Source organism: Symplocastrum torsivum, from assembly GCF_059505465.1.
In genome coordinates this window covers 86,786-104,526 of sequence record NZ_JCACKQ010000125.1, presented here as the reverse complement: position 1 = coordinate 104,526, position 17,741 = coordinate 86,786, and the positions used below count along the sequence as shown (strand labels likewise).

Annotated in this window: 15 protein-coding genes; 5 read left to right on the top strand and 10 right to left on the bottom strand. The window is 47.2% G+C overall.

All coding sequences use genetic code 11. The features are described from left to right. Nucleotides 1-114: 114 nt before the first annotated feature. The 5 genes from AC5JL3_RS30995 to AC5JL3_RS30975 form a co-directional block, all read right to left on the bottom strand. Nucleotides 115-666 carry a Uma2 family endonuclease gene (locus AC5JL3_RS30995; RefSeq protein WP_496078105.1) on the bottom strand — a complete coding sequence of 184 codons (552 nt, stop codon included), beginning with the start codon at nucleotides 664-666 and terminating at the stop codon, nucleotides 115-117. Next, nucleotides 654-791, bottom strand: a complete 138-nt coding sequence (locus tag AC5JL3_RS30990; RefSeq protein ID WP_496078104.1) for a DUF433 domain-containing protein — start codon at nucleotides 789-791, stop codon at nucleotides 654-656. Before AC5JL3_RS30990 ends, AC5JL3_RS30995 begins: the two co-directional genes overlap by 13 nt. 110 nt (nucleotides 792-901) lie before the next feature. Continuing rightward, nucleotides 902-2,452: a phytoene desaturase family protein gene (locus AC5JL3_RS30985; RefSeq protein WP_496078103.1), complete on the bottom strand. Its 1,551-nt coding sequence runs from the start codon at nucleotides 2,450-2,452 to the stop codon at nucleotides 902-904. A 69-nt stretch (nucleotides 2,453-2,521) separates the two neighbouring features. Next, nucleotides 2,522-3,298, bottom strand: a complete 777-nt coding sequence (gene tatC, locus AC5JL3_RS30980; protein ID WP_496078102.1) for a twin-arginine translocase subunit TatC — start codon at nucleotides 3,296-3,298, stop codon at nucleotides 2,522-2,524. A gap of 355 nt (nucleotides 3,299-3,653) precedes the next feature. After that, nucleotides 3,654-5,879: a lytic transglycosylase domain-containing protein gene (locus AC5JL3_RS30975; protein WP_496078101.1), complete on the bottom strand. Its 2,226-nt coding sequence runs from the start codon at nucleotides 5,877-5,879 to the stop codon at nucleotides 3,654-3,656. A 432-nt stretch (nucleotides 5,880-6,311) separates the two neighbouring features. Between AC5JL3_RS30975 and AC5JL3_RS30970 the strand changes: the two genes are divergently transcribed. Beyond that, nucleotides 6,312-7,790, top strand: a complete 1,479-nt coding sequence (locus AC5JL3_RS30970) for a leucyl aminopeptidase (RefSeq protein ID WP_496078179.1) — start codon at nucleotides 6,312-6,314, stop codon at nucleotides 7,788-7,790. A gap of 148 nt (nucleotides 7,791-7,938) precedes the next feature. On the opposite strand, the gene AC5JL3_RS30965 is transcribed toward AC5JL3_RS30970, so the two are convergent. Together AC5JL3_RS30965 and rimM are read right to left on the bottom strand one after the other, a co-directional pair. Beyond that, nucleotides 7,939-8,094 carry a PCP reductase family protein gene (locus AC5JL3_RS30965; RefSeq protein ID WP_496078100.1) on the bottom strand — a complete coding sequence of 52 codons (156 nt, stop codon included), beginning with the start codon at nucleotides 8,092-8,094 and terminating at the stop codon, nucleotides 7,939-7,941. Between the two features lie 25 nt (nucleotides 8,095-8,119). Next, complete coding sequence (gene rimM, locus AC5JL3_RS30960; RefSeq protein WP_496078099.1) at nucleotides 8,120-8,749, bottom strand: ribosome maturation factor RimM; 630 nt, start codon at nucleotides 8,747-8,749, stop codon at nucleotides 8,120-8,122. Nucleotides 8,750-9,101: 352 nt separating this feature from the next. On the opposite strand from rimM, the gene AC5JL3_RS30955 reads away from it, so the two are divergent. Next, nucleotides 9,102-9,740: a hypothetical protein gene (locus AC5JL3_RS30955; RefSeq protein WP_496078098.1), complete on the top strand. Its 639-nt coding sequence runs from the start codon at nucleotides 9,102-9,104 to the stop codon at nucleotides 9,738-9,740. A gap of 44 nt (nucleotides 9,741-9,784) precedes the next feature. Here AC5JL3_RS30955 and AC5JL3_RS30950 read toward each other — a convergent pair whose 3' ends face one another. Next, nucleotides 9,785-10,381, bottom strand: coding sequence for a Uma2 family endonuclease (locus AC5JL3_RS30950; protein WP_496078097.1), 597 nt, complete (start codon nucleotides 10,379-10,381; stop codon nucleotides 9,785-9,787). 101 nt (nucleotides 10,382-10,482) lie between these two features. Next, a complete protein-coding gene (locus AC5JL3_RS30945) occupies nucleotides 10,483-11,766 on the bottom strand; it encodes a valine--pyruvate transaminase (protein ID WP_496078096.1) in 1,284 nt (427 codons plus the stop codon). Nucleotides 11,767-11,993: 227 nt separating this feature from the next. Between AC5JL3_RS30945 and AC5JL3_RS30940 the strand changes: the two genes are divergently transcribed. Together AC5JL3_RS30940 and AC5JL3_RS30935 are read left to right on the top strand one after the other, a co-directional pair. Further along, nucleotides 11,994-12,830 (top strand): Tab2/Atab2 family RNA-binding protein, encoded by an 837-nt coding sequence (locus AC5JL3_RS30940; RefSeq protein ID WP_496078095.1) that lies wholly within the window; start codon nucleotides 11,994-11,996, stop codon nucleotides 12,828-12,830. Nucleotides 12,831-13,285: 455 nt separating this feature from the next. Further along, on the top strand, nucleotides 13,286-14,113 hold the full coding sequence (locus AC5JL3_RS30935; RefSeq protein WP_496078094.1) for a hypothetical protein: 828 nt from the start codon (nucleotides 13,286-13,288) through the stop codon (nucleotides 14,111-14,113). A 167-nt stretch (nucleotides 14,114-14,280) separates the two neighbouring features. On the opposite strand, the gene AC5JL3_RS30930 is transcribed toward AC5JL3_RS30935, so the two are convergent. Continuing rightward, complete coding sequence (locus AC5JL3_RS30930; RefSeq protein WP_496078093.1) at nucleotides 14,281-14,517, bottom strand: CopG family ribbon-helix-helix protein; 237 nt, start codon at nucleotides 14,515-14,517, stop codon at nucleotides 14,281-14,283. Nucleotides 14,518-14,615: 98 nt separating this feature from the next. Between AC5JL3_RS30930 and polA the strand changes: the two genes are divergently transcribed. Next, nucleotides 14,616-17,678, top strand: a complete 3,063-nt coding sequence (gene polA, locus AC5JL3_RS30925) for a DNA polymerase I (protein WP_496078092.1) — start codon at nucleotides 14,616-14,618, stop codon at nucleotides 17,676-17,678. Nucleotides 17,679-17,741: the final 63 nt, after the last annotated feature.

Here is a 17,741-nt window from a genome sequence, read left to right as displayed (position 1 = left end):
ACGGGAAACTCACCCAATCTCGCAACGGGGAAACCTGTCTCGGCTTCGAGGGATTGCAAAAAGTTCGGTGGCTGCAGGTGATACTGATTCTGAAGAGTTTGATACCATCGATACCTAATCAAACTCTGGTGCCCAAACCTCAGCCACTGCCATCTCCCATCCCGGTAGCAGTTCCGACACTGTAAGTACATCCCCATCCCGTAAAAGTACTTTCTCCACACCCAGACGATAAACCTCCATCGTCCGACTTCGCGGGTCAACTAAAACCCCAACCTGTGTTCCTAAAGCTAAAAACTCCTGAATCTTCTGACGCAACTTAGATAAGGAGTCAGTTTTAGACTTGACCTCAAACATCAAATCAGGGACTAACTGAGCATAGTCTCCTGTGGTTCGCCGCAATCGCTCTGCTCGTACAAACGACGCATCAGGCGCACGCACGTCCTTATCGGTATTCGGAAGAATAAATCCAGCATTGGATGCAGTCACTCGCCCTAACCTACGAGGTCTGACCCAATTACGCAACTGAGCGATAATCTCAGCAGCGACTTCATCGGATTCATACCCTGACGGACTCATGACAATAATCTCCCCACTCACCAACTCCATCCGATAGTCCGGATGCTGCACTTGTAATTTTTCCAGGTCTTTAACCGTCAATCCCGGCATCCGATTGACTCTCCCGCTTTGAGATAGTCCAGAAGTGTCTGCACAGGAACTCTAGTACCAGTAAAAACTGGCGTGCCGCCCATAATTTCAGGGGATGCGCTAATAAATAGGGAGTCTTTAAGCATAACTCTTTGACCTCCAGGTTCCGTACTTAATAGTTTATCAAGTCTCATGGGACAGAACCCTCTAGAGTAGCCCTAAATCAGGCAGATAGGGGGGTCTGACAATTCAACTGCTATGCAAGGCACCCAATATCTTTAAGCATTTCGAGATGCTTTTGCACGGGTGCAAGCGTATTTGCGGCAATCATCCCACTAGCAGCAACAGCAGGTAGACCAATTCCAGGAAAGGTTGAATCTCCGCAGCATAGCAGTCCTGGTAAAGGTGTACCTGAACCTGGAAAAAATCCCTCTCCAGCTCGAATTGCTAGCCCATATGACCCTCGGTAGCGTCGGAGATACCGCTCGTGTGTGAGTGGTGTACCAACTAGGGTGACATCACAACGCGATCGCACATCCGGAATGATTCGCTCCAAAGCTTGCCACATCACTTCTGCACGCACCTGCTTTTGTCGCGCATACTCTTCACTCCGACGATCCATTCCCTGCCAGAGGTCATATGGTTCATTTCCCGGTGTATAGACATGAATGACGTGCTTTCCAGATGGGGCAAGAGATGGGTCGAGAAGTGACGGAATTGACACCAGCACAACATTCTGCGGAGCTGTCACGCCCTTTTCCCAATCGTTAACCACAATATAATGACAAGCCAGGTTTGGGGGTAGTCCTTTTGCCTCAATACCGAGGTGGAGGTGCATGAAGCTGTCACACTCAGGTGTCGCCTGTCGCTTTGCTCGAAATCGTTTGGGAACTGCTCCTTCTGGCAGTAGCTTGAGCGTATCCCAAACCGAAGCATTTGACACAACAGCTCGACGCGATCGCATTTCTTTGCCACCTCGCAGACGCACACCAACTGCGCGATTCCCTTCTACCAACACTTCCTCGACATGAGTGCCAAGCAGAAGTTCACCACCATGTCGCTTGAGTCCCTGCACCAGTGCATCAACAAGAGCGCCACCACCACCCACTGGATAATCCAGTACAACACCGGGTCGATACCAGTCTGCAAACATAAACGCCATCTCCGCCGCACTCGTACCATCGGCTGGCAGTCCAGAGAGGAGGAAAGACAGCAAATTAAGCCAGTTGCGCGTAAATGGGTCAAAGATAACGCCGTCCATAATCCGGCTGAACGAACCCGTTAGCTTAGAAATATTAGGAGTATGCCGTACTAAAGACGGGGCAAATCGACCCACCGTAAGCGCCGCACCCAGATCCAAGCGCATTGCAGCAGGCGGAATGGCAACAGCAGCACTCGCTAAGGGTTCCATCACGCGCTGAAGCTTGAGCCATTCAGCAATAGCTTCATTGCCACCGAACTTTGATAGAACTTCACAAAATTGCTCGGCACCAACCGATGTATCAAAATCCCCTTCCGGCAGACAGCAACCCCATGTATCGTAGTTCACACACGGCAGTTTCTCGCCAATAGCGTCCAACACTTGTCGGAGGGGGTTGGCAGAGGGGCTATACGATAAACCTGAGTAGAGCGATGGGCCTGAATCAAACTTAAATCCGTTGCGTTCAAAAGCGTGTGCCGCACCGCCAGGGATGGAATGGCTCTCGCAGACAGTTACCTCAAAGCCGTACCGTGCTAGAAGTGCTGCACAGCTTAAACCCCCAATCCCACTACCAATTACGATGACATCTGTTTGGCGATCGCTCAACCCTGTAACGTCCTTCTCTATAGTTATGAGCTTCTAGCCAGTCTCAAAAAGAGAGCGGATTGACTTATATTATTTCCCTAAGACTTTAACCATACCAATACCACCAAAATAAAGTGCAAGTACAGCACCAGCTAGTAAACTTTGTGTCAAGGGGTCAGTTGAGGGTGTTAGTACGGCACCTAAAACAGTTGCGCCAATAATTACAAAACGCCAACCTGATAGCATTTGCTGGGAAGAAACAATTCCTAAAAAGCCTAGAAGAAGCTGAATAATTGGAATTTGGAATGCCAAGCCAGTACTAAACATTAATAGCAAGACAAACTCAAAATACTTATCAATTGACCACAACTGCTCAACAACATCTGCTCCATAACTAATAAAGAAGTTCAATGCCGCAGGAACCAAAGCAATATAGGCAAATGCCAAGCCAACGAAAAATAGAATGCTTGAACCCAAAACCACAGGTGCAACTAAACGTCGTTCGCGGCGAGTCAGTCCTGGTAAAACAAACTGGATAATTTGGTAGAGGATAAACGGACTAGCAACCAATAAGCCACTATAGCCAGCTACTTTTATGGAGACAAAAAAGTATTCTCCCGGAGCTAGTTGTAGAAACTTGACTCCCTGCGCGGGAACTTCCAGCAACCGGACAATTGGCTTAACCCCTAAAAAGCAGCCAGCAACGCACACAACCACGGCAATCAGCGCATAGAAAATCCGCTGTCGCAACTCCTCTAGGTGGTCGAATAGCGACATCTCGACATCATCAGGCAATTCGTTGATGTCTTCGGTGTCCAGGGTATCTGAATTTAGCTGGGATGCAGTCTCTACTTCAGAAGGCGTCATCAGTTTGGTTAGGTTCGGGACTCGCTAACTATTGTACCTATCGCGTGATGGGGACACTAGTGCAAGAAGGCAGAAGATAGGAGGCTCTTATGCAGAAGCAATATTGCTTTTACAGTAAGCCTTTTAGCCAATGTCCAACTGGATAGTTATTTCCGCCGCGCTGCACTAGTAAGTTGGACTTGACTAGAGCCTTGTTTTAGCAATGATTGAATCCTGAGTCAACTTAAGTGGACTTAATCTGTTAGCCAGGGACTTGAATCCCTGGCGGATAATCGGACAGACGCAAGATGTTGGGGGAACAAACTCTCCTCCCTTAACCAACAGGGTTCAGAAAAATCTCACGATTGAGCAGTCTTCATTTGCCTGGGACAACTGGCTCAGTAGTCGCATACTTGGCTAACATCTGGGAAATTTCTGGATTATAGAGCCGCAGATAATTCCAATAATTACCAAATACTGACTCAACATAGCCTTTGGTTTCCGGGAAGGGAATCAGTTCAATAAAGGCATCTGGGTCAGTGAACCCGTATTTTGTAACCCACTTAGACACATTACCAGGACCAGCATTGTAACTCGCAACTGCCAATAGTGAGTTGTTCTTGTACTCCCCGTGGGTATAGTCCAAAAACCAAGTACCAAGCTTGATGTTATCGTCGGGATTTTCTAGGTTGTATTGCTCTAGATCGATTTTGTTGGCAATCCAACTGCCAGTTCCTGGCATCACCTGCATCAAACCAGTTGCCCCTGCAACAGAACGGATTTTGGGTTCAAACCGAGACTCTTGGCGAATGAGAGCAGTTACGAGTAAGGGGTTGAGCTGGCGTTGTTGTGACCAGGTGGTAATGGGTTCCAAAAAGGGGAAGGGGAAAAGAGCGTGCCAGTATTCTGGTGCTCGACGCAGTGTTTGCCATTGCGATCGCTCTTCGGGGGTGTCTCGTAAGCTCAGGTACCAGACTTTATTAATACCTACCAGATTGTCACTTACCCCCAACCGCATTAAACCATCAGTAAACTGCTCCGCAACTGTTGGCTCTTGTCGGTTCTCTAGTTCCGCCTGCCAGAGTGCCCAAGCATCATTGTTTTGACCTAACTGGTAAAGTTCTTTTAACGTTGTCGAACCTGCGGGGGGTACTGCTCGTACTTGCGGTGCTGCAAAGTTTGGCACCATATCACGCACGGTATCAAAGTCTCCGACATCCCACCCCAAAAATCGAGCAGAACGCCATGCATAGTAAGACTCTGGATACCGAGCTAACACATGCTCAAACGCGGCTTTTGCTTCTTGCTGGCGTCCGAGTTGTGCTGCCCATCGCCCCACCCAAAATGCAGCTTCAGGTGCCAAATCACTATCAGGGCTTTGGGTAGTAATCGGTTGTGCCCATTGCCATGCTTCTTGTAACTTTCCTTCTGCTGCTTTTTTCTCAGCTACCTTCCAGCGATAATTAGCCGCTGCATTGGAACTGGGATATTGCGACATTACCGACTGACGAGCTTGAGCGGCAGAAGTATCGCTTCCCAATGCATCCAGAATGTCAGCTTTGGCAAACAACGCTTCAGCCGCTTCATCAGGAAACTTGCTGATGACCAAATCAAGGTATTTGAGTGCATCTTCTGAGGGTGAAAGGCTAGCAAGACGCCTCAAGCCAAGCCCTGTTTCTTTTGCATCCGGAAATTGGCTAATTAGCTTTTGGTAACCAATTCTGGCTTCTGCCCGTTTTCCCGTGAGTTGATACCCTCGACCAACTCGATAAGCATTGCGAGGAGTGAGAGGAGAAAGGGCGTAAGCTTTTGCTGCTTTACCATACTCCTGAGTTTCCCAGTAGCCAAAGGCGATCGCTTGCCAGTCTTCTGGTTTGAGTTGGGAGGCAAATTGGTCAACTAAGCGATCGCGTACAGCCCCCATGCCCTTGGCTTCTGGATTATGCTTCGCTAAGAGCAACAACAGAGCTGGCTGTTTGGGATTCTTGCTGAGGCGTTGACGAATGATTTCTTGGGTGCGGGGGTGTGCGGGAAATTTTGCGATCGCCTGTTTCCAATATTCAGGATTCGCTTTCCCCAAAGCATACAGCGCTTCAGCCGCTACTGGCTGATCGGGGTGATTTTTCAGGATATCTTTCCAAGTTGCCTGGGCTTTTGCTGTATCCCCTGTTACTTCGTAAGCTTGGGCACGTTTTACAGCGATTTGGGATGCTAAAGCCGGATACTCCGAATCTAGTCCTTCTAGCCAAGTCAGCGCCTTTTGACCTTGACGCAGTTGAATCAAGTCAGACGCGAGGAGATAACGGGCGCGATGCTGATCGAGTGACTTGGAGCCAGAGGCGATCGCTTCTAGCTGAGATACCCTAGCTTGAGGTGGCAGAGATACCAGTGGTAGTACTGCCGATTTTGCCTCTTCCTTAGTCAGGCTTAATGGATTAACGGTTTGTTCATTATCAATCCATCGATCTAGTAAACCCGTCAGTCTCAGTGCTATCAGCGATGAGCTAAGTAGCCCGCACAGCAGCAGCCCTACTCCTACCGCCACAGGAATTTTAATTGTCCGTCCCTTTAGCATTAATCCTCGTTTACCCAACACTGGCACAACCTTTCTTTATTTTGCTTTTTTGATTTGAGCGTTAACTGAGAAATGTTCTGCTTGAACTAAAGCAATGGAAGCAAAACTTGCAACATAGTAACGTCCTTTGCCCGATTGGGGATAGGGCAGTACAACCTAATCTGTGTAGAGGTGGCAGGTTGTAGGTGTTAGGTCGTAGGGGAAGCGACAAGTCTTGGAGTTAAAATTTCCCCGAAGTCCTAATCTTCCCAAGTCTTGAGCTAGATTTTCCCTAAAACCTACCACCTACTACCTAACACCTTGATAGGGCTAGGCAGTACAACCTTACCAAAGACATTAATTATCCACAAAAGTTGCCTTGCTCAAGAGTTCTTTGTGCTTTGAATCTAGTAACTAAGGGTCTTTTTTGTTTTTCCGAGCAATACTGATGATCAGGTACTCATATAAATGATGATAGGGATGGAAATTCGAGCAACGGATACACCACGGTTAGACTGGACTGGCGATGCCCTAGCGGTGGGATTATTTGAAGATGGTGTTGATCTAAGTGGCGATTTAGCCCAGTTGGATGAGAAGCTAGCTGGTACGCTCAAAGAACTGATTGAGGAATCAGAGTTTAAAGGGAGTGCTGGCAGTAGTGCTGTAACGCGAGTGGGTTCCGGTAGCTCAATTCGTAAAATTATACTGGTTGGACTGGGTAAACCAGATTTTTTTAGTTTAGATAGCTTGCGTCGTGCGGCAGCGGCGATCGCTCGGAGCGCAAAACAGCAAAAAAGCAAAACGCTAGGAATTAGCTTACCAGTAGCGAATGATAATCCAACAGACACAGCTCAAGCGATTACTGAAGGTATTATTCTAGCGCTGCACCAGGATAATCGCTTCAAGTCTGAACCGGAAGACAAAGGCGCAAAACTAGAACAGGTTGATTTGCTGGGACTGCGTGGTCAGGAAGCAGCGATTACCAAAGCGCAAGCGATTTCTACAGGTGTAATTCTGGCACGGGAATTGGTCGCTGCCCCGGCAAATGCAGTGACACCCGTTAGTATGGCAGAGACAGCAGAAGCGATCGCGTCTGAACATGGTCTTGCCCTGGAAATCTTAGAACGGGAAGACTGTGAAAAGTTAGGAATGGGTGCTTTCCTCGGTGTTGCTCAAGCCTCAGATTTGCCTCCCAAGTTTATTCATCTAACCTACAAACCCGATGGCACACCGAAGCGTAAAGTAGCGATTGTTGGCAAGGGTTTAACCTTCGACTCTGGCGGCTTGAATATCAAAGGCGCTGGTAGTGGCATCGAGACGATGAAGATGGATATGGGGGGTGCAGCAGCAACCTTAGGTGCCGCGAAAGCGATTGGACAAATCAAGCCGGATGTTGAGGTTCACTTCGTCAGCGCGGTGACGGAGAACATGATTAGTGGTCATGCAATGCGTCCCGGTGATGTTCTCACAGCCTCCAATGGTAAGACGATTGAAGTTAACAACACGGACGCTGAAGGACGGCTAACTCTAGCAGATGCACTGGTGTTTGCCGAGAAACTGGAAGTAGATGCGATCGTAGATTTAGCAACACTGACGGGTGCTTGCATCATTGCTTTAGGTAATGATATTGGCGGACTGTGGACAGCCAATGAGACTCTAGCCTCTCAACTCAAAACTGCTTCAGAAGCGGCTGGGGAAAAGTTTTGGCAAATGCCGATGGAGGAGAAATACTTCGAGGGCTTGAAGTCGCCAATTGCCGACATGAAAAATACGGGTCCTCGTCCTGGAGGTTCAATTACGGCTGCCCTCTTCTTGAAGCAGTTTGTGAAAGAGACACCTTGGGCGCACTTAGATATCGCGGGTCCCGTTTGGGCAGATAAAGATGAGGGCTGCAATCCTGCTGGTGCTACTGGCTACCCAGTGCGTACTCTTGTTAATTGGGTAATGAGTGATGCCTAAACTACCTGCCAAGCCTTAAGTGCCAGCTTGAAAATAGGAGATTTCCAGTAATTTCCTTTGGTACTGTATTTATTTTTGGGTAGGGGCGCACGGGTGTGCGCCCTTGCTTTGATGCTATATAAAGCTCTAAATTCTCAGTTGCGATCCTCTACCCAAACTTAGCTTTGGCTTGTTCGTAAACTTCTAAAGTAATGGTAGTTTGTCCAGCTTCTTGAGCAAACTGTTCAATCTTACGACGAGCAGCAGGACGTACAAAGAAGGGAATTTCTTTTAATTTAGCTTCAGCTTCAGGAGTCCATTCCACAATTTTTTACTCTCCAAAATGTGACTTAATCGTCATTAATTTCTAGCAAACCTTCTGGTGGTGTAATCTCAATCCGACGACTCTCAAGGTCTACAACGGGTGCGATCGCTTTTACAAAAGGAATCAATACTGTTGCTGGCTTGGGTGGAACTTTTCGCTTAGGTTTGCGTATCTTACTGGTTCTGGTAGGGATTGGGGCTTCTGGCTTTTCGGCTTTCGGTTCCGGTTGCTGGTGGAGTTTTACTTCGAGAAGGTCGTTACCTGCTGGGATTATATCGATAACGACACCTATGGCTTCACCGGTTAACTGATTGAAGACTTCTAGATTCAGCAAGTCCATCACATGATATTCATCGTCTCCCAGTTCTGGGCGATCGCTTTCGGGAACCAGGAGGCGAGAATCCCGCAGTGCTTCTGCTTGTTCACGGGTTTCCACCCCCGCTAGCTGCACCACGTATATCTTTTTTCCAGGAACAAAACGCCCCTGTAGTAACTCTATTGGTTGAGGTTCCGTCTCACCAGGGCGTTGTAACCAGCGCTGTCCAGGTTCTTCAAACCGTTCAGGAAAATCAGAATTTGGATAGACCCGCAACTCTCCTCGTAAACCTTGAGGAGCAACAATAGTACCAATTTCCAGCCAGTCGTCGTTTGCCATTCGCTCTCAAGCTTGTAGCTGTTAGCTTTCTAATTTTAGCGATACAGCTTCTTTAGGGATAGCGAGAGGTTGTAATTGTCGTGGCTGAGTAGATGCGATCGCTCCTCTCATCCGTCTAACAGGCAATCGCTTCCGGGAATCAAGAGTAACTGTGCCTTCTCCCTACGCAAGCAAACTCACCCGGTTGGGTGAAGCAATCGGGTGAAGCCTATTGACTTTATCCAAGCCTACTATAGGTACAGTATCACAAGGCTAGTTTGTCTATTGTCCCTAATGCTCTTGTATCAGGTGCGATGGACATCACTCCTCGAACTTTTACCACTACGTTTTCAACACTAATCTGGTCAATTCCATGAAACACATTTTCCCCATTGGATTGATGGCTTTGCTGGCAATCGGTTGCACTTCTATCAATCCTGCTATATCTACTCAGAAGGTGAACCTACCTGAGGCTGCTGCACCAATATCAATCGCTCAAAGCACATCCTCGCCTAATCCCGCCGCTAGAAGACAAACCCCCCAGGCGCGAAATGTCTATCGCAGTGCCAGATTTAAGTTGGGGTTTAGATATCCCAATGGTTACGTTGTCGATAGCAGCCAGGAAAATTTACAACCTAAACCCGGTGAATCCTTGCAAGGAACGATAAACATTTGGAAGGATGCAGATTATCAAGCAATCAAATCACAGAGCTTTGAAGGTGGTGAATACCCTCCCAACATCAGTATTTCTGTTCATAGTAATGCTGAGCAACTTTCGCTTTCACAGTGGAGAGATCGCCTTAGCATAGGTACTAACAATAGTCGTACTGCCACTGTTGCCGGACAAGAAGCACTCGCCTATAAGTCTGATGGGCTATACGGATTTGATAATATTGTGCTCGCAACTCCAGATGGTCGTAGTGTTATCCACTTGAGTAGAGGCTACATTGATCCATCTGACCCATCAATACAAGCCTTCGAGCAGATTGTATTAAGCTTTAGGGTTCGATAGGTGACCAGATTTGAGCTACCATTTGCTGTAAGCTTATGGGATTCCTAAGTTTGCAGAAATTCAACATCTTCATAAAGCAGGGAGATGGGACAGCAAAAGTCAACGCTGGGGAACTCGACTTCTAGTTCTGCTTCTTGTGTGGTAGCTTCCTCAATTGAGTAGGCAGTGAGTTCCCATTTGCCTCGCTCATTGAGTCGGTAGCACTCGACACTCATCGTTTCGGCATCAATGAGCACGTATTCTTTCAGGGTTTTGATACGGCGGTAGTACTTGAATTTATCACCTCGGTCGTATCCTTCAGTACCAGGGGAGAGAACTTCGGCAATTAGACAAGGATAGTAAATAACTTGACGGGCAGTTTGGTCACGGCGATCGCAAGTTACTATCACATCAGGATAGTGATAAGACCCTTTCTCTGATACGCCGACTTTTGCATCTGCCATGAAAACTTTACAGCCTTTGCCCCGTAGGTGAGTTTTGAGAGCGGAGGCTAAATTAAGGGCAATCGAATTGTGGGGGAGTGTTCCCCCAGTCATGGCGAAGACTTCGCCGTTAATATATTCGTATTTAATCGGTTGTTGTTCTTCCCATTCCAGGTATTCCTGGGGAGTCAGGGGTTGGGAGTTTGGGGAGGCAATCATGCCATATCAACTTCTTTTACGAATACTTAGATGATTTGATGAGGTGGTTCAAGGTTCATAGCTATCAACCATGAACCTCAAACAATCAACCGCGCCACCGACTAAACAACCACAGTTGAACGCTGATAGACTTGCTGTGCTACCTGTGCCAAGCGCTTCATCCCAATTTCGATCTCTTCATCACTTGCAGTGAGGCTGATGCGGAGACACTGGTGCTTGTGAGACCATTCTTCTCGTAAACCGGGAAAGAATGAGCTACCCGGCACAACAATTACACCTACCTGCTTCAACTCCTGGTAAAACTCCCAGTCAGTAATCGGTAAATCCCGTAACCACAACCAAGCAAAGATTGCTCCTTCCCCACGATGCAAGAACCACGGCATATCCTTGGGCATGGCTTGGTCGAGGGTGTCTTCTACGACATCAAACTTTTTCTGGTAGTGAGGGCGAATGACGCTTGTCGCCAGGTTGGCAAGTGCGCCAGAGTTGATTGCCCGTGCCGCGATCGCTTGTCCATATCGGGGAGAATGAATACACATATTGGTTTGGAATGACTCCAAAACTCCAACCAGTTCCGGTTCCCCAATCGCAATACCAATCCGTTCCCCTGGTAAACCTGCTTTGGAAAGGCTCATACAGTGCAAGATATTTTCCCCAAACACAGGTGCCATTTCCGTGAAGTTCAACGCGGGGAAGGGCGGTGCATAAGCTGAGTCAATCAATACTGGCACCTCTAGGGGGACAGCAAGGGCGGCAATTTTCTTCACCTCTTCATCAGTGAGGACGTTGCCCGTCGGATTACAAGGACGTGAGAAGATGACGCAGCCAGTATCTTCTGTAATCGTTAGCTGGCTAAAGTCAGGACGGTACTTAAAGCGGTGAGCTTTCTCGTTAATTTCTAGTGCAGGCTTATAGGCAAATACAGCTTCAGGCGTTAAGCTGACTCCACCGTAGCCTGTATAGTCTGGACTTAGGGGTAGGACAATTTGTTTTAACTGTCCGTCAGTTGTATAACCACCAAAGGAATTAGCTGCGTAGAAGTAAATCGACTGACTGCCAGGGGTAATCAGGATGTTGCGATCGCTTAAGTTTAGTCCATAGCGCTGGTTAAAGTCTTTTGCGATCGCCTCCACCAATGGTTGATATCCTTGACTCGACCCATAACGGCAAACGACCTCACCATACTCTGGACTAGCCAACAAATCTGCGGTGCAATCCCGCCAGAGTTGTTCCACTTCTGGCAAAATTACTGGATTGCCAGCACTCAAATTTATAAATTCCTGCCCTTGTCCGGCGCGTAGCGTTTCGATAATATCTTTCATAATTGCCCGGACACCAGTGAGGTTGGACATCTGGGTGCCGAATTGAGTCAGAGCAGGCTCCATAGGCTTTAGTTGCAATACTGATATGTGAGGGTTTACTTGCCTTGCAGCGAACTGGGTTGAAATTATACCCTGTTGTTCGACTGTACTTTATTAATTTAAGCGCAAATCTTCGAGTTCCTTGGGTTGGTTGTTAGTTTTTGGTTGTTGGTTGTTAGTTGAACTCTGCTGCAAGTGAATGCCCTGCGTCGATGCTTTCTACAATGAATATCAGGTGAACCTAGAGAACTATGCGTGTTTGGCAAGCTGATTTGTATCGGCGTCCGCTGCGGGATGCAACCGGGCAAGTGCTGTGGGAGTTGTTGATTTGTGACACCACACGCGGCTTGACTTATGAAGCCTTTTGCCCTCAGTCATCGGTTAATAGCGACTGGCTAGTTTCTCAGTTACAAAAAGCAGCGAGTACGACTCAACTGCCAGATGTTATTCAAGTATTTCGACCTCAATCTCTGAGTTTACTTACCTCAGCAGGGCAACAAATGGGTGTAGCGGTGGAAGCAACACGACGTACTCCTGCATTAAAGCAATGGTTGCAGGAACGAGCCTCGCAGTACCCCAAAAACGATAATTACACAGGCGAAGCATATAATCCCATTACCCTAGACAAGCCGCCACCCGTACCTCTACCCGAAAATCTTTGGGGAGAACAATGGCGATTTGCCACACTCCCTGCTGGCAACATTGAGGAAGCCTTTGCCGAACGTCCGATTCCGATTTTGCAGATGCCAGAGTTTCTCTTACCGATTAATCTTGGCTTGGCATCAACAGCACCAGTGCCAGGTGTGGTGATTGATGGTGGACGGCAGTCGATGCGGCTTGCTCGTTGGCTTCAGGAGGCAAAACCCGTTGCCCTAAATTATATGGCTGGTGCGCCAGATGGATTGATATTAGAAGCGGGACTGGTTGAGCGATGGGTAGTTGCTACGTTTGAGGATACAGAAGTTATTGCCGCCGCCCAACGCTATCAACAGCGGAAAGAGGAAAGTAAGGGCTTACACTTTTTGTTAGTGCAGCCTGATGATTCAGGGATGACTTACAGCGGCTTTTGGCTATTGCAGGCAGATTGAGATGTGACGAAAATTTCTCGGTAAGACGCTTCATCAATTTGATTGCTGCTGGAACAGGAAAAAAGAAGACTAAAGTATCTAGGCTGAGATCTTGCACCAACCCGCTAAACAGCCCGGAGTTCAAACTCCGGGCTAATAGCTCAAGTCCACTTAAGTGGAATGAAATCCCGTCAGTAGAGGTGTTTAGTCCTCTTGAGAGGACTTGTGCTATTAGCCATGGAATTGATTCCACAGCCGGTGAGTGGGCTGGTGCAAGATCTGAATAGGGGAAATTAACCAAAAACCGCAAATTGATAACCTGCTCCCCATCTATACAAGCACTAGTGTTGTTGCTAAAAATCTTGTGGGATGGCCGAAAAGCCCGTCCTAAACGATGCAGACAGTAATAATATCCGGAATATTCTCAGATAGAAGAGTAGGAATCATAATTAAGCTCCTAGCTGAGGCTTCCAGTGATGTTTAAATTTATCCAGCTACTTACTGTTGTGCTTCTAGGTTTAACGGCAACCGCCTGTTCTAGTTCTCTAACCAGTTCGGGACAAGCTGGGGAAGAACCGTCCTCAATAACTCAGACTAAGGTTAGCCCGACGAAAGAGGTTGACGCACCCTCGAAACCCAACGCACAAGGGTGGGTAACACTTTATCCGGGGGAAGCGGCTGATGGACTTGAGTTTAGTAAGGATGGGAAACTCTCCTTTAAGGGAAAGGTGCTGCTAGAAAAAATTGCAGTAACCTATGATTCAACTGGACCTGTAAATTATGCCAAGCGGCTGCTCGTTTCACCACCTTCTCCCTCCGGCAACTTCAATCTCCTTAGAGGGTGCGATGGCGAGACGAACGGCTTGTGCTGGAAGTTCTTCTTACTTGATCGCGTTGCTGGTGAAGCCAAAGAAACGACGGTTGGCAAATACGGTGCAGATGAAGACTGGATGCAGTGGTCACAAAGCGATCGCTATCTCGTCATGAAGGGTTACACGGATGGCGCAGCTTGGTTCTATGCGATCGATCTGGAAACGGCAGACGGAAGAGCTTTAGAGTTTGGTCAGCATGAATTCGACTTAAGCCGCTTTACCTGGGTTGACGCGGAGACTTTTCAAATCAAAGTTAATAAACTTCCCCAAGGCGCATCTGCTGCGGAGACTGGCAACGAGACAACCAACGCCCCCTTCTGGTTCAAAGGAAACCTCAAGGCTTTGTTTGCGGATAAGTCGATTAACTACACTTGTTCGGTTCGTCTTCAAAACCCCCCCTGCTCAGGCAGTTCAATTTCTCTTGAACCTTAAAGTGAACGGCACTGTCTTGAGAATAAGGCAGAAGGAGTAAGAAAAATTTTCATTCCTACTCCTGCGGAGAACTTTCGTCTCATGGTGCCTGTCTTGAGAATCAGGAAGAAAGAAGAGTGGTTTTCGTGGTAGCTTTCTGGAAACCTCCCGGTAAGCGATCGCATTCATCACCAAGTTTCCTTGGATAACGTATGGCTTTGTAGCTGTACAAAGAACAGCTCAAGACTGCTGTCTTCGTCAGCATATACAGCATCTAACTGCTTGGTGAGTTGGTCTTGTTTATGGGCTTGCAAATATTCTCGGAGTGCTACAGCATAAAGCTCACTACGAGATAATCCCACACGTTTTGCAAATTGCTCAGCCGCCTCAAAGAGAGGGTCAGGGATTGAAATCGCTGTTTTCATAATGCTGGTGTAACTTTTGTTAACCTTTATGCTATTGGCTGGTGATTCTTTAAGAAAGCGATCGCCCTCTACCCAAGCGAACTGGCTAAAATGAGGCTATGTCTCAATCCACTCCTGCCTCTAACCCCCCTGTTTCCGCCTCCTCATCGGAACAACCTCTATTTATCCTGGTTGACGGTCATTCGTTAGCCTTTCGCTCTTACTTTGCCTTTGCTAAAGGGCGAGATGGAGGACTGCGAACGACAACGGGAATTCCAACAAGCGTTTGTTTTGGCTTTCTCAAGTCCCTTGTAGAGGTGATGGGGTCAGAGCAACCCCAAGCGATGGCAGTTGCGTTTGATTTGAGTTTGCCGACATTTCGCCATGAAGCGGATGATACCTACAAAGCCGACCGACCAGGGACACCGGAAGATTTTGTTCCAGATTTGAAAAACCTTCAGAAGCTGCTGGAAGCGTTTAATCTGCCAGTGGTAACGTCTCCTGGATATGAGGCGGATGACGTTTTGGCGACGTTGGCGCGGCAAGCGAGTGAGACAGGATATCGAGTCAAGATATTAACAGGCGATCGCGATTTATTTCAGCTCGTTGACCCCAAAAAGGAAATCAGTGTTCTCTATCTAAGCACTGACTTTTTGAAGCAGCGTGGTCGTTCCACCGGACCCGCCGAATTTGGACCCGAACAGGTTGAAGAGAAACTTGGCATCTTACCCGAACAGGTTGTCGATTACAAAGCCTTATGTGGTGATAAATCTGACAACATTCCTGGTGTCAGGGGAATTGGGGAAAAAACCGCCGTTACCTTACTTAAGGAGTATGGCACCCTTGAAGGAATTTATGCTTCTCTAGACAAGATTAAAGGTGCTGTTAAGACAAAGCTAGAAACAGGGAAACAAGAAGCAGAGCATTCCAAATACCTGGCTCAACTAGCATTTGATGCCCCTGTGGATATGAAGCTAGAAGACGGGAAGTTGGAAGGATTTGATACTGAGGTTTTGAAACCGCTTTTAGAAGAGTTGGAGTTAAAGTCATTTTTAGGGAAAATTGACCAACTTCAGCAGACCTTTGGTGGTAGAGCATCTGAACATAGCGAAACTCCAGTAGAGACGAAAGATATCACGCCTTCACAAGTCGAGTCTGTAGAAGAGGAATTTACCTTCACCTCACCGGATTCAAACGACCCCGCGCTCTGGTTCTTTAGTGCAGCAGATACCGAAGCCGCTCAACAACAAGCATCTCATCAGGCAGCACTTCAACCGAGTATTATCGATACACCTGAAAAACTTGCGGAGTTAGTTGCTCAGCTACAACAGTGTACTGACTCGGCAACCCCCGTTGCTTGGGACACGGAAACTAGCGATTTGGAACCACGGGACGCGGAGTTAGTTGGGATTGGCTGCTGCTTTGCCATCACCAAGAACTCCACTGGGGAACGAAAAAGTGCCAAGAAAAAAGGCAACAATGAACTTCAGCGTTCTGACGTAGAGGTTGCTTACATCCCTGTTGGTCATAAAGATGGCAAGAATTTAGATAAAAACAGTGTTCTAGAAGCGTTGCGCCCAATTCTAGAGAGTGCTGACTATCCTAAGGCTTTGCAAAATGCCAAATTTGACCGCTTAGTGTTGCGCTGTCAGGGAATTAAGCTGGCGGGAGTCGTTTTTGATACGATGCTGGCGAGTTATGTAATCAATCCAGAGAACAGCCATAACCTCAGTGAATTGGCTGCGAAGTATTTGGGAATAACGGCTAAAAGTTACACCGATTTAGTTCCTAAAGGAAAAACAATTGCGGATATTGATATCCCAAGCGTTGCCGATTACTGCGGGATGGATGTTTACACAACATTTGGCTTAGTTTCCAAGCTGTGTGAGGAACTGGAGAAAGTACCAGCATTGCATCAGCTATTACTAGAGGTTGAACAGCCGCTAGAACCTGTTTTAGCTCAGATGGAATATGTAGGAATTCATATTGATATTGCCTATCTCAAACAACTCTCAGAGCAGCTAGAAAAGGATTTAGAACGGCTTGAGTCTGAAGCTTATACAGCGGCGGGTGAGAAATTCAACCTAGGCTCTCCTAAACAACTGAGTGAGCTATTGTTTGAAAAGCTAAAATTAGACCGCAGAAAGTCACGCAAAATCAAAACAGGTTACTCTACTGATGCTGCTACCTTAGAAAAGCTACAAGGTGACCATCGCGTTGTCGATGCGATTCTGGAATATCGCACTCTCTCAAAGTTGAAATCTACCTATGTAGATGCGCTACCTGCCTTGGTGCGTCCAGATACCCAGCGAGTCCATACAGATTTTAACCAGACAGCTACATCAACTGGGCGTCTGTCTTCTTCTAATCCAAACTTGCAGAATATTCCAATTCGTACTGCCTTTTCTCGGCAAATTCGTAAGGGGTTTATCCCAGAATCAGGTTGGGTATTGGTAGGGGCTGACTATTCTCAAATTGAATTGCGAATCCTAGCACATCTTACTCAAGAGCCGATACTAGTTGAAACGTATCAGAAAAATGAAGATATTCATGCAGTAACGGCACGGTTGTTGTTTGAAAAAGAAATAGTAACGCCAGATGAACGACGTTTGGGTAAAACGATTAATTTTGGTGTGATTTATGGAATGGGGGCGCAGCGATTTGCCAGGGAAACTGGGATATCAGCGGCACTAGGTAAGACATTTATTGAACGGTTTAACCAACGTTATCCAAAAGTTTTTGCGTATTTGCAACAACTACAACGAGAAGCGATCGCACAAGGCTACGTTGAAACCATTCTAGGGCGTCGTCGCTACTTCAACTTCACATCTCACGACCTTCTCAGGTACCGAGGTAACAATCCAACGGATATTAACCTCGACCAATTTAAGGGATTAGGACCCAATGATGCTGGTTTGCTACGTGCCGCCGCTAACGCTCCAATTCAAGGTTCAAGTGCTGACATCATCAAAATTACAATGGTGAAAATGCACGAACTCTTGCAGAATTATCAGGCACGTCTGCTATTACAAGTTCACGACGAACTAATCTTTGAAGTTCCTCCGGATGAGTGGGAAGAATTGCAGCCAAAAATCAAGTCCACAATGGAATCAGCCGTCAAGCTAAGTGTTCCTTTAGTTGCAGATGTTCATGCAGGGAAAAATTGGATGGAGACGAAGTAAACTTCCATTTTTGCGATTGATGCGTCAACACATCATCAAAGCCTTTACATCATCTATCAAGCG

What these genes read in the sequence shown, in the direction of transcription:
- AC5JL3_RS30995 (WP_496078105.1), bottom strand. Translation starts at nt 666, where the DNA reads ATGCCGGGATTGACGGTTAAAGACCTGGAAAAATTACAAGTGCAGCAT.
- AC5JL3_RS30990 (WP_496078104.1), bottom strand. Translation starts at nt 791, where the DNA reads ATGCTTAAAGACTCCCTATTTATTAGCGCATCCCCTGAAATTATGGGC.
- tatC (WP_496078102.1), bottom strand. Translation starts at nt 3,298, where the DNA reads ATGACGCCTTCTGAAGTAGAGACTGCATCCCAGCTAAATTCAGATACC.
- AC5JL3_RS30970 (WP_496078179.1), top strand. Translation starts at nt 6,312, where the DNA reads ATGGAAATTCGAGCAACGGATACACCACGGTTAGACTGGACTGGCGAT.
- rimM (WP_496078099.1), bottom strand. Translation starts at nt 8,749, where the DNA reads ATGGCAAACGACGACTGGCTGGAAATTGGTACTATTGTTGCTCCTCAA.
- AC5JL3_RS30955 (WP_496078098.1), top strand. Translation starts at nt 9,102, where the DNA reads ATGAAACACATTTTCCCCATTGGATTGATGGCTTTGCTGGCAATCGGT.
- AC5JL3_RS30950 (WP_496078097.1), bottom strand. Translation starts at nt 10,381, where the DNA reads ATGATTGCCTCCCCAAACTCCCAACCCCTGACTCCCCAGGAATACCTG.
- AC5JL3_RS30945 (WP_496078096.1), bottom strand. Translation starts at nt 11,766, where the DNA reads ATGGAGCCTGCTCTGACTCAATTCGGCACCCAGATGTCCAACCTCACT.
- AC5JL3_RS30940 (WP_496078095.1), top strand. Translation starts at nt 11,994, where the DNA reads ATGCGTGTTTGGCAAGCTGATTTGTATCGGCGTCCGCTGCGGGATGCA.
- AC5JL3_RS30935 (WP_496078094.1), top strand. Translation starts at nt 13,286, where the DNA reads ATGTTTAAATTTATCCAGCTACTTACTGTTGTGCTTCTAGGTTTAACG.
- AC5JL3_RS30930 (WP_496078093.1), bottom strand. Translation starts at nt 14,517, where the DNA reads ATGAAAACAGCGATTTCAATCCCTGACCCTCTCTTTGAGGCGGCTGAG.
- polA (WP_496078092.1), top strand. Translation starts at nt 14,616, where the DNA reads ATGTCTCAATCCACTCCTGCCTCTAACCCCCCTGTTTCCGCCTCCTCA.